Here is an 11,486-nt window from a genome sequence, read left to right as displayed (position 1 = left end):
CCTGAATCGAAGCGCAAAAAGAAGGGGAGCAGCCGCGAGGTTGCTCCCCTTTTTCGTTTCTGGCGCTCGGCGGGACGCTCAGGCAGAAGCGAACGCCTGCCGGCGCGCCGGGTCTCAGGACGTACATGCCGAGCAGTCCATGGAGCTGTCCACAACGATGATGAATGCGCAAACGCTGCAGAGCTCACGCCGGGTCGTGCTGACCTATGCCAACCGACCACGCGAGCCGCAGCACGAGAAGGTCGTCCACGCGGCCTTGGCCGAACGCCTGGCGACCTTGCTGGGGACGAGTTACGGCGGTGAGTACGATCCAACGCGTCGCTATGACGCCCATCCCTACCTGATACCGTCGGGCACCGTCGTCGGCCTCCGCGAAGCCCAGGAGCTGGGGCTGAACGAGGAGGGTGACCTGTTTGGTGGTGTCGTGCCGCAGGCCTTTGTCGAAACCAAAGCGATCACTCATCCGCTGGTGCGTCCGGACGCCGTGGCGCCGGTCGGCTGGTCGCGGGACTTCAGTACCCAGGTCAAGGGCAGCGTGCTGGCCGGCTACAGCGCCTTCAGCATCGAGGATGCGCGTGACGCCGGGCGGCGCCTTTTGCACGAAGGGCCGGTGCGGATCAAGCCGGTACGCGCCACGGGTGGCCGCGGGCAGCAGCGCGTCGATGATGCCGAGACCCTCGATAAGGCGCTGTTTGCGCTCGATGAAAAGGAACTGGCCCAGTACGGCCTGGTTCTGGAGGCGCATCTGGATCGCGTCATCACCTTCAGTGTCGGCCAGGTACGTGTCGGGGGCCGTCTGGCCAGTTACTACGGTACGCAGCGCCTGACTCGGGACAACGCGGGCAACGAGGTGTATGGCGGCTCGGATCTGGTGGTCGTCGATGGCGACTTCGAGGCGCTGATGGCCCTTGATCTGCCGGAGACGACACGTCTGGCCGTGCGTCAGGCGCAGGTCTACGACGAGGCAGCCTCGGCCTGTTATCGGCATTTCTTCGCCTCGCGACGCAACTACGACATCGCCCAGGGCGTCGATGGCCGGGGCCGGTCACGTTCCGGCGTGCTCGAGCAATCCTGGCGTATCGGCGGTGCCAGCAGCGCTGAAGTGGCTGCCCTGGAAGTCTTCAGGCAAGGCACTTCAGCGCGCGCGGTGAAGGCGTCTTCGCTGGAGTTCTATGGGCGCGAGCAGAGCGTGCCGGCCGGTGCGCAAGTTCTGTATCGGGATGAGGACGCCGATGTGGGTTTCATCACCAAGTGTGTAACGGTGGAGGACTATGGCGACGCATAGCGAGATGGTGAACATCCTGGTAGGTGATGAGCATATCGCCGGGACCTTCCTCTCACCGCCGGAGAAGATGCCAGGCGTGCTGTTCGTGCACGGTTGGGGCGGCAGCCAGCAGCGTGACCTGAACCGCGCGCGCGGTATCGCCGGGCTTGGTTGCGTCTGCCTGTCGTTCGATCTGCGCGGCCATGCGCAGACCCGCGCGCAACAGGAAACCGTGACGCGGGAACAGAACCTCAATGATCTGCTCGCTGCTTACGATCTGCTGGCCCAACACCCGCATATCGACCCCTCCGCGATTGCAGTGGTCGGCACCAGCTATGGCGGCTACCTCGCGGCGATTCTCACCGCGCTGCGTCCGGTGAAGTGGCTGGCCCTGCGCGTGCCGGCGCTGTACCGCGACGAGGAGTGGCAGGTGCCCAAGCGGCAGCTCGATCGCGACATCCTCAACCAGCTGCGCAGCCGGCGCGTGCTAGCGGACGAGAACCGCGCGTTGGCCGCCTGCGCGGCGTTTCGCGGCGACGTGCTGATCGTCGAGTCCGAGCACGATGCCTTCGTCCCGCATGAAACCATCATGAGCTATCGTGCCGCCTTCCACGGCACCCACTCTCTCACCCATCGCATCATCGACGGTGCCGACCATGCGCTGAGCAACGAGCGCTGCCAGGAGGCCTACACCTCGATTCTGGTGAACTGGGCGACCGAGATGATCATCGGCGCGCGTCTCGACGAAAAATCCCCTGAGGGCTTCAAGGCGGTCGACGAGTAGCAGGTCAGCACTCGCCTCCGACGGCCCTTGGGGCTTGCAACGGAGAGCATTGCGTCAGTCCGCTCACTCGGGATGTGTCGGTGGGGGCGTGGGGCCGACGAAACGACTCCAGCGGCGGTCGAGCACCTGCTGCTTGAGCACTTCGATGACGTCGACCAGCAGTTCTTCCAGCGCCAGGTCGGTATTTTCGTCCTGGTAGACCCAGGCATCGAAGAACTCGTCGGCGAGATTGCCGGCCAGCGCCTGGAACTGCGGGCCACGCATGCCTTCCACGGCGCCCTGCAGCAGCCGCGCGGCGATGTCGCTGAGTGCATCGTCGAGCGTGCTGGCCAGGCGGTTGCCCAGTGGCAGGCGCCGCAGATTGTGCATCTCGGGATTGTTCTGCAGCGCCTGGTGAATCAGTTGGCTGACATAACCTTCGATGGCGCCGCGATTGTCGCGGTAGCCGGTCTCCAGCATGTCCTGCAGGCGTCGCGAGATGTCGTTGAGCAAGCGCTGTTTGCGCGGTCGCACCACTTCCTGCAGCAGCCGGCGCGAAAGGTCGTCGCTGGCGCCGATCTCCTGCTGCAGGCGGCCGAACAGGCGCACCATCACCCGGTCGGAAAGCTCCTCGATCAGCAGGTAGTAATAACGGCTGAAAAGGCCGTAGATGGCCCAGCCGCGCATGTCGATCAGCCCCAGGCGCTGCAGGCGGATCAGCAGCGCGCCGACACGCAGTACGCGCAACCAGCGCAGCCCGGCCAGGGGAATGCAGCCGAGCACGTCATACCAGTGCGCGAACGGGTAGTAGTACCAGCGTGCATAGCGGCGCTCGAACAGTGCCACGGTCCAGCCGAGCAGCACATCGAGGACGAAGATCGCGACGAAGCCCAGGTCGATGTACTGGAAGTTAGCGTGGACACTCTGCTGGTAACGCGCGTGCAGCTCTGGCGCGAGGTCTGCCAGCACTGCGCTGACAGGCTGCAGGGCGAACAGGCTGTCGAACAGAATCAGCGACAGGTTGATGCACACCAACAGGACGATGAAGGCTTCCCAGGCGGCGTGCAGCTGGTCGCGACGGCGGGCCTGTCGCGCCACGACCGGCTCAGTCATCCGCGGCAGGTGAAGCAGCGGCTGGCTGCCAGAGTATTTCACCGCAACCCTGGCGCCGAGCGATCAGGCGGGCGGCGACGAACAGCGCATCGGAGAGCCGGTTCAGATAGGCCAGCAGCACCGGGCGTACCGTTTCGCTGGCATTGAGCTGCTGACAACGACGCTCGGCAGTGCGCGTCATGCTGCGGCACAGGTGGGCGAGGGCGATCAGCCGGGAACCGCCTGGCAGGATGAATTCCTTCAGCGGCCCGAGCTCCTGGTTCCAGCGATCGATGGCCTGTTCCAGCCGCTCGATTTCGTTGTCCTGCAGCGCCTGGTAGTCGGGCATCGCCAGCTCGCCGCCGAGGTCGAACAAGCGGTGCTGGCAAGGTGCGAAAACGCTGATCAGCTCGTCGAGCGCTGGCCACTGCACCTGCGCATCGGCCAGTTCGGCGAGCAGCAGGCCGAGCTGACTGTTGAGGGTGTCGACCTCGCCCATCGCCTCCACGCGAGGATGGTCCTTGGCAACCCGACGGCCGTCGCCGAGGCCGGTTTCGCCGCTATCGCCGGTGCGGGTGTAGATTTTCGACAGTCGATTGCCCATGTATCGGTTCCTTGGTTCAGGTCGCCATCTGCTCGCCGGGCGAGTTCAGTGGCAACCGCAGGGTGAATGTGGTGCCGTGGCCTGTGTGGCACTGCACCTCCATCTGCCCTTGATGGTTGTTGGTGATGATGAAATACGAGACGGAAAGACCCAGCCCGGTTCCCTGGCCGACTTCCTTGGTGGTGAAGAATGGCTCGAAGATGCGCTTGCGCACATTCTCCGGGATGCCACCACCGTTGTCCTCGACGTGGATTTCCGCCCACGGCGGATTCAGGCGCGTGCGCAGGATGATCTGTCCCGGCTCGTCGCTCTGATGGGTATGAATGGCCTGAGCGGCGTTCTTCAGCAGGTTGAGCAAGACCTGCTCCAGCTCGTTGCCGATGCACGGTACGCGGTCTATCCGCGGGTCGAAGTCACGGACAATATCGATGGCCTTGAAATCGAAACCGTCGATCAGTGCGAAGTCGTTGCCGGCGATCTCCAGTGCCTGATCGATCAGAACGGGCAACTGGCAGTCCGCCAGCTGACGGTTGCTCATGCGGCTGAAGCTGAGCATGTGGCTGACGATCTTCGCCGCTCGCGAGCCGGCCTGCTGGATACCATCGAGCAGCTGCGGCACTTCGCGGCGCTGTAGGTACTGGTTGACCGCTTCCAGGCGCACGCCGGTTTCCTCTGCGGCCTCGCGATTGCGCTCGAGCTCGGGCGAGAGCCGGCGGCGGATGTTCTGCGCGTTGTGCAGGATGGCGCCGAGAGGATTGTTGATCTCGTGGGCCATGCCGGCCGCGAGGCTGCCCACCGAGAGCATTTTCTCCGACTGCACCATCATTTCTTCCATGTTGATGCGCTGGGTGATGTCGTCGATGCGGATCACCACACCGCGGCCACCTGCGCCGGTCAGCGGGTAGCAGGTCAGCGCATAGTGGTGCGGCTCGTCGTTGCGCATCCAGGTCACCCGCTCGATTTTCGCCACCACGTGCTGTTCCGAAGTACGGCGGATCTGCGCGAGAAACGACTTGAGCGGCTCGAAGGCGACGAACACCGGCTGGTTGAGGGCGTCATCCAGCGGCGTTCCGGAGAGGGCGCTGGCTTCCTGGTTCCATTGGGTGACGTAGAGCTGTTCGTCGAGTGCGATTAGCGCCGAGGGCATCGAATCGATGATGCTGTTGAGGTACTTCTGAAAGCCGGTCAGCTTCTGCTCGATCTTGCTGCGCACCTGCACTTCCAGCTCCAGCTTGCGGTTGGAGTGGCGGGTTTCCTCGGCCAGACCCTGGGCATGATCGAATGCCTCCTGGGCATCGTCACGGGCGCGCTTGAGCTGCTGCTCGCGGGCCTCCATGCGCGACAGCATGGTGTTGAAGGCATCGGCCAACCGGCCGATCTCGTCCTGGTTGCCGGGCTTGGCGCGCAGGGAATAGTCCTCCTCGCGGGTGACCTGGCGTGACAATGCTTCGAGCTCGCGAATCGGGCGGGTGATGAGTTGACGGATCTGCCGGGCGACCAGCACCCAGAGCAGCAGGCTGGCGACGAGAATGGCCAGGCTGGCGGTCAGCGTACCGGTGTAGAAGGCGCCGGGCAGCTCGCTGCTGGCGACCATCAGCAGATGCCCGGCACTGCCATCGGCTTGCGGCAGCCTGACCAGCAGGTTGGCGCGAATCTCGCTGGCACGCCAATGCTCGACATCGCTGAGCTGTTCGGGCAGACGCAATCGGTCGCCTTGCTGGAGTTGCGCGAGGCTGTTGCCGTCGCGGTCGTAGATCATCGCGGCTCGCAGCGGCGCATAGCCGTCCAGGCGTTTGAGCAGTTTGCCGGCGGCTTCCGGCGAAGACAGCGCCCGCGCGCTCAGTTCTTCGGTAGCGAACAGCTCGCCGAGGGTGTGCATGGCCTGCGGCGCAACGCTCTGCCGTGAAATCCAGTAGGCCGCGCTGATGAACGTCAGGTTGGAAACCAGCAGAACGGCGGCAAGCAGGACGAGCAGGGCCAGCAGCAGTTTGCGGCCGACCGGAAGGTTTTCGAGGCGCTGACGCAGGATCATTGGCGGGACACGGCATAGCAGAGAGTTTCTGCAGGGTAGCCGCGGCTCAGTCCGTGGGCAATCCGCGCTGGCTCAGGTGTTCACGCAGGTGGCGGTGCAGCTCGTGCAGCCGGGGTAGCGCGAGCCCCAGCGAGTCGGCGCTGCGGCAGGCATGGCCGAGCAGGTAGGCGATCTCGGTGCGCCGGCCGAGTCGAACGTCCTGATACATCGATGAATAGTTGGCCGCGGTGGCGTCGATCACCCGCAGTACCTCGTCTTGCAGATCGCTGGCCGCGACTGGCTGGCTGCTGGCTTCGAGCAGTTCGACGAGTTCTTGGCAAAGCCCGGAGAGCTGCTCGCGATGCTGCAGCAGCTCGCCATTACGGCAATCGTGGAGCACCGTCAGCGGATTGATCGCGCAGTTCAGTGCCAGCTTGCGCCAGAGCCGCGCCAGGATGTCGCAGGACCAGGTTTGCGGGATGCCCGCTCGGTTCAGTTCGTCCAGCCAGGCCGGTGCACTGCCGCCGTTCGAATCGCCCAGCCAGTTCTGCCCATGGCCGGCGAACACGACATGGAAATCGTCTTGTCGATAGGCTCCTTCGGTACTCGACACGAAGATGCAACGCGCCTGCGGCCAGCGTTCGGCGATCGCCTGCTGGCTGCCGAGGCCGTTCTGCAACAGGAGTATTTCGCAGCCAGAGGAGAGGCGGGACGCCACCTGAGCGACCGCGGCTTCGGCGTCGTAGGCCTTGCATGCAACCAGCAGGCGCTGGATTGGTTCGCTCGCATCAGGCAGTTCTGCCGGGATGGCGTAGAGCCGAGATAGATCTTCGGCAGTCAGCGTGAGTCCTCCGGCGCGCTGGTAATCGGCAAGGCGCTGGGCAGAGCGCAGGATTATCCGTACTGTTGCGCCCGCTCCAGCCAGGCGGGCCGCCCAGAGGCTGCCGAGTGCGCCTGCGCCGAGGACGTGCCAGCTCACCCTCAGGCCGACTGCTTCAGGCGCAACGGCACGATGCGGCCGGTGCTGTAGGCGCTCGGCAGCAGGGCGGCCGCGCGCTCGATGATGGTTTCAGGCGCGATGGGCAGCGCATCGGTGTCGAGGCTGATCAGACTGATGCCCGCCTTGATGGATACGAAACCCTCGCTGGTCTTCAGCGCCCTGAGGTTCAGGCCTTCATGCAGGCGCTTGAAGCTGCTTGGCGAGCACCCCTTGAGATCGTTGACCAGGGCCAGCAGGCCGAACTGGCTTTCATTGATTCGGCAAACCACATCCAGAGGGCGGACGAGCTGCTGCAGACGCGCGCCGATGGCGCTGAGGATTTCCGCGTAGACCGCATCGCCATAGCGCTCGCGCAGCGCATCGGCGTCGGGCAGGCCGATCTGCAGGTAGTACAGCGCCGTGCCGCGGTTCTCCATCTGGCGCAGGCTGGCCGCCAGGCGCTGGTGCATGTAGCGGGCGTTGCCGAGATGGGTCTGCGGGTCCTGCAGGCTCTGCCCTTCGAGGCTCGCGACATTCTCTGCGAGTTGGTGATTCTCCTGCTTGAGCCGTTGCAGCGAGCCGCATAGACGGTCGGCGGCGAAGATGCGCGGCAACAGCTGCTCGTTCATCGCCGACTTGCTGATGAAATCGTCAACGCCGTGGTCGAACGCCTGCCCCAGGGCGTTCTCGCTGTCACGGCCGGTAAGCAGGATGATGTAGCTGTAGTGCCCGCTCTGGGCGTCGCGCTGGCGAATCTGGCCGGTCAGCTCGAGGCCGTCCATTTCCGGCATCAGCCAGTCCGCCAGCAGGACATGCGCGGGGCGTTGCGAATGCTGCACCAGTGCGTCGGCGGCGCTGCTGGCGAAGCGGATATCCTGGTAGCCGGCCTTGCTCAGCGCGCGACCGATCATGACGCTGGAGAATTTGGCGTCATCGACGACGAGAATGCTCAGGAGAGGGTTGGGCATGGCAAGCTCAATCAATTGAAGGGGGACGTCCTGTCACTCCTTGCCGTAGGGCGGGCGCTGACACGTCGAATCGTTATAATGACCGCGCTTTCTTAACCGTCAAGACATACGCGCTCGGCTCATGCGGCCGGTCGCGCTATACAGTGGAGGAATCCCCATGCCCTCGTTCGACGTGGTGTCCGAACTGGACAAGCACGAAGTCACCAACGCGGTCGATAACGCGATCAAGGAACTGGATCGTCGTTATGATCTGCGCGGCAAAGGCAGCTTCGAGCATAAGGATCTGACCGTGCAGCTGACGGCGGACGCCGAGTTCCAATTGGAGCAGATGCTCGAGATCCTCAAGTTGAGCCTGGTCAAACGCAAGATCGATATCCAGTGCCTGGAGATCAAGGACGCCTACGCTTCCGGCAAGAGCACCAAGCAGGAAGTGGTGCTGCGCGAGGGCATCGACAAGGAGCTGGCGAAGAAGATCGTCGCCTACATCAAGGATGCCAAGCTCAAGGTGCAGGCCGCCATCCAGGGTGAGCAGGTACGCGTCACCGGCAAGAAACGCGACGACCTGCAGGAAGCCATCGCCCTGTTGCGTGGCCACGAATTCGGCATGCCGCTGCAGTTCAACAACTTCCGCGACTGATCCTCCCTCCGCGCCTCGGCGCGTGCATTCATCCCCCGCTTTCCGTCGGTGCTCGCGCTGCGGGCACCGATCCTCACAAGGAGTAATCCATGGACCTGAGCGTCGACTACCTGGTCGATCTTTCCGAATCCTGGCTGCCTGTGGTGCTGCAATACGGTGCCCAGGTGACCCTGGCGATATTGACCCTGCTGTTCGGCTGGTGGTTGATCAACACCCTGACCGGCAAGGTCGCCAGCCTGCTGCAGCGTCGTCATGTGGATCCGACTCTGCATGGTTTCATCGGCAGCCTCGCCAGCATCGTGCTCAAGGTGCTGCTGCTGGTCAGCGTGGCCTCAATGATCGGCGTGGAGACCACCTCGTTCATCGCCGTGATCGGTGCCGCCGGCCTGGCCATCGGTCTGGCGTTGCAGGGCAGCCTGGCGAACTTCGCTGGCGGCGTGCTGATTCTGCTGTTCCGTCCGATTCGGGTCGGCGAGTGGATCGAAGCCCAGGGCGTAGCGGGCACAGTGCATTCCATCCAGATATTCCATACGGTGCTCAAGTCTGCCGACAACAAGACCATCGTGGTGCCCAACGGCAGTCTGTCCAACGGTCATATCACCAACTACTCCCGCGAACCGCGGCGTCGTGCCGATATCAACGTCGGCATCGATTACGGCGCGGACGTCAAGCTGGCGCGGCAGATACTGCTGGAAATCGCGCAGGACGAGCGCGTGTTGCGCGATCCCGAGCCGGTGGTATTCGTCACTGGACTGGGGGACAGCTCGGTCAATCTGTCTTTGCGGGTCTGGGTCGCGACCGGTGATTTCTGGCCGGTGACCTTCGGTTTCACCGAACTGGTGAAGGAGCGTTTCGACGAGGCGGGGATCGGTATTCCGTTTCCGCAGCGCGTGGTGCACCTGGTTCAGAGCTGAGGTCTTGCCTGAACGAAGCGAAGCCGGCATTTGCCGGCTTCGTCGTTTCTGCTTGTCGCCTCAGGAATGTTCGGAGGCTGTTTCGTGCGGCGTGTCGTCCGGCTGCTGGCGGGTTCTGCGCCACTGCCAGATGATCAGAATCAGCGTCGGTACACCGAGCAACGCTGTGACCAGGAAGAAGTCGCTGTAGCCGAGGTGTTCCACCATGACCCCGGAGTAGCCACCCAGCAGACGGGGCAGCAACAGCATGAGCGAACTCAGCAGGGCGTATTGGGTGGCCGAGAACTTCAGGTTGGTCAGGCTGGACAGATAGGCGACGAAGGCGGTGGAGGCGAGGCCGCCGCTGAAGTTGTCGCAGGAGATGGTGACGATCAACATGTTCAGATTCGCGCCCATCTCTACCAGCAGCATGAACATCAGGTTGGTAGCTGCCGAGGCGACTCCGCCGATGAACAAGATCGGCAGAATGCTGAAACGCACGATAAGCAAGCCGCCGAAGGCCGCGCCGAGCAGCGTCATCACCAGACCGAACAGCTTGCTGACGCTGGCGATCTCGTCCTTGGAAAAACCCTGATCGATGTAGAACACGTTGGCCATCACGCCCATCACCGTATCCGACATTCGGTAGGTGGCGATCAGCCCCAACAGCAGCAGCGCCTGCCAGCGGTAGCGCAGGATGAAGTCGGTGATCGGCGTCAGCACCGGCCCCATCAGGATGCGCCCAGGTGCCGACAGGCAGCCCCAGCAGATCAGCAGGTACATGGTGCCGCGCGGCCAGTAACCGCCCCAGTAGGACTGGAACATGCCGGTGGTGGATACCATCAGGATGATCAGCACGATCACCGATACCGCCTGGTGGGCGAAGTCGAAGCGCGCCGGTCGCTGGCGTTGCTTGGCTTGGCTGAAGATATGCCGTACCGGCATGAACAGCGCCCGGCCCATCGGCGAAATGCTGCCGAGGATGAATAGTGCATACAGCGTCGCTCGCGGCCAGGCCTGGGCGATCAGTGCGTTGATCATCGCCGGTATCGAGATCAGCAGCACCAGCAGCAGGCCGACTGCAGCGAGCTGGTGATTGAAGCTGTAGCGCGATGGCTCGTTGGGCAGCGGCGCAGCGGCGTCCGGCTCGCGGATTACCAGGCTGGTGATCAACCCGGGAAGGATCAGCAGGGCGAAGGCCAGATAGGTCGTGGTCCAGGCGGCCTGATTGTAGTCGAGGCTACTCGAGCCCAGCCATTCGGCGAGGAAAAGCGCGCCGGCGCTGGCGAGCAGCATGGCGATGCGATAGCCGGTCATGTAACTGGCTGCCAGGGTCGCCTGCAACTTGTCCTCGGCGATCTCCAGGCGATACGCATCGATGGCGATGTCCTGGGTGGCCGACGAAAACGCCACGACCACCGCCAGCGCGATGAGCATCGTGAGGTTGTATTGCGGGTTGCACAGGGCCATGCCAACCAGACCGATGGCGATCAGCGCCTGCGACAGCACCAGCCAGGAGCGTCTGCGCCCGAGCGCGCCGATCCAGGGCAGTCGCCACTGGTCGAGCATCGGCGACCAGACCCATTTGAATGCATACGCCAGGCTGATCCAGCTGGCAAAGCCGATGGTTTCCCGCGAGACGCCCGCTTCGCGCAGCCAGACCGACAGCGTGGAGAACACCAGAACGGCGGGAAGACCCGCAGCGAAACCCAGCAACAGCAGGGCCAGCGTAGCGGGGCTGGCGTAGGCGGCTAGCGCATCGCGCCAGGTTTCACGGGACATACATCGAGGATCTGTGCAGTTTTGGACGAAGCGCGCACTCTAACCGCTGTGCTCCGTCGAATGCCAGCCGTGCCGACGCATGTCCACCCGGTCGTTGATGATGGTCAGCCCTTCGGCCCGCAGGCGCATGCGCTGCTCGTGCCCGGCAGGGGAACCGGCCGGCAGGCTGAGCCGTCCGCCGGCGGCGATCACCCGGTGCCAGGGCAGGCTGGTGCCGTCGGGCAGCTGAGACATCAACCGGCCAACCCAGCGGGCCGCGCGACCGAGTCCGGCCATGGCGGCCAGTTCGCCGTAGCTCACCACCTTACCCGGCGGTATCTGCGACATCACCAGATAAACAGCGGCACGCCGTGCATCGGCGTCGGCAGCGGGTGGCAGCAGTGGTGGAAGGTCGGCCATGACAGGTGCTCCGGTGCAGGCAGGCGTCCTGCGCGCCGAACTAGTGGCCTGAGCGGTTAGTTCAATAATCTATTTTTCATCGCGCCAAGTTTAG

At 63.9% G+C, this 11,486-nt stretch carries 11 protein-coding genes; 4 read left to right on the top strand and 7 right to left on the bottom strand.

Annotated elements, in window-relative coordinates; all coding sequences use genetic code 11:
* The first annotated feature begins 157 nt into the window (after positions 1–157).
* Together RT582_RS22085 and RT582_RS22080 are read left to right on the top strand one after the other, a co-directional pair.
* Complete coding sequence (locus RT582_RS22085) at positions 158–1,285, top strand: DUF3182 family protein (protein ID WP_278400080.1); 1,128 nt, start codon at positions 158–160, stop codon at positions 1,283–1,285.
* The gene (locus RT582_RS22080; RefSeq protein WP_278400057.1) at positions 1,272–2,048 is read left to right on the top strand and encodes an alpha/beta hydrolase family protein; all 777 of its coding nucleotides are present in this window, start codon (positions 1,272–1,274) and stop codon (positions 2,046–2,048) included. The genes RT582_RS22085 and RT582_RS22080 overlap by 14 nt, the downstream gene beginning before the upstream one ends.
* Before the next feature lie 63 nt (positions 2,049–2,111).
* Here RT582_RS22080 and RT582_RS22075 read toward each other — a convergent pair whose 3' ends face one another.
* The 5 genes from RT582_RS22075 to RT582_RS22055 are packed head-to-tail and all read right to left on the bottom strand — an operon-like array spanning position 2,112 to position 7,681.
* Positions 2,112–3,140 carry an ion transporter gene (locus RT582_RS22075; protein WP_185745734.1) on the bottom strand — a complete coding sequence of 343 codons (1,029 nt, stop codon included), beginning with the start codon at positions 3,138–3,140 and terminating at the stop codon, positions 2,112–2,114.
* Positions 3,133–3,723 carry a cob(I)yrinic acid a,c-diamide adenosyltransferase gene (locus RT582_RS22070; protein ID WP_003299844.1) on the bottom strand — a complete coding sequence of 197 codons (591 nt, stop codon included), beginning with the start codon at positions 3,721–3,723 and terminating at the stop codon, positions 3,133–3,135. Before RT582_RS22070 ends, RT582_RS22075 begins: the two co-directional genes overlap by 8 nt.
* Before the next feature lie 16 nt (positions 3,724–3,739).
* A complete protein-coding gene (locus RT582_RS22065; protein ID WP_003299845.1) occupies positions 3,740–5,755 on the bottom strand; it encodes a sensor histidine kinase in 2,016 nt (671 codons plus the stop codon).
* 46 nt (positions 5,756–5,801) lie between these two features.
* Positions 5,802–6,713 (bottom strand): putative 2-dehydropantoate 2-reductase, encoded by a 912-nt coding sequence (locus tag RT582_RS22060; protein WP_003299847.1) that lies wholly within the window; start codon positions 6,711–6,713, stop codon positions 5,802–5,804.
* A gap of 2 nt (positions 6,714–6,715) precedes the next feature.
* The gene (locus RT582_RS22055) at positions 6,716–7,681 is read right to left on the bottom strand and encodes a response regulator (protein ID WP_003299848.1); all 966 of its coding nucleotides are present in this window, start codon (positions 7,679–7,681) and stop codon (positions 6,716–6,718) included.
* A 157-nt stretch (positions 7,682–7,838) separates the two neighbouring features.
* Between RT582_RS22055 and RT582_RS22050 the strand changes: the two genes are divergently transcribed.
* The gene (locus RT582_RS22050) at positions 7,839–8,318 is read left to right on the top strand and encodes a YajQ family cyclic di-GMP-binding protein (RefSeq protein ID WP_003299849.1); all 480 of its coding nucleotides are present in this window, start codon (positions 7,839–7,841) and stop codon (positions 8,316–8,318) included.
* Between the two features lie 89 nt (positions 8,319–8,407).
* Positions 8,408–9,232 carry a mechanosensitive ion channel family protein gene (locus RT582_RS22045; RefSeq protein ID WP_003299851.1) on the top strand — a complete coding sequence of 275 codons (825 nt, stop codon included), beginning with the start codon at positions 8,408–8,410 and terminating at the stop codon, positions 9,230–9,232.
* A gap of 60 nt (positions 9,233–9,292) precedes the next feature.
* Here RT582_RS22045 and RT582_RS22040 read toward each other — a convergent pair whose 3' ends face one another.
* Together RT582_RS22040 and RT582_RS22035 are read right to left on the bottom strand one after the other, a co-directional pair.
* Entirely contained in the window at positions 9,293–10,993 is a 1,701-nt protein-coding gene (locus RT582_RS22040; protein ID WP_313480035.1) for an AmpG family muropeptide MFS transporter, read from the bottom strand.
* A 39-nt stretch (positions 10,994–11,032) separates the two neighbouring features.
* Positions 11,033–11,392, bottom strand: coding sequence for an MGMT family protein (locus RT582_RS22035; RefSeq protein ID WP_014819370.1), 360 nt, complete (start codon positions 11,390–11,392; stop codon positions 11,033–11,035).
* Positions 11,393–11,486 lie beyond the last annotated feature (94 nt).

The sequence above is a fragment of the Stutzerimonas kunmingensis genome (assembly GCF_032106285.1).
Lineage (GTDB): Bacteria > Pseudomonadota > Gammaproteobacteria > Pseudomonadales > Pseudomonadaceae > Stutzerimonas > Stutzerimonas kunmingensis_B.
This window is presented reverse-complemented; position numbering and strand designations above follow the sequence as displayed.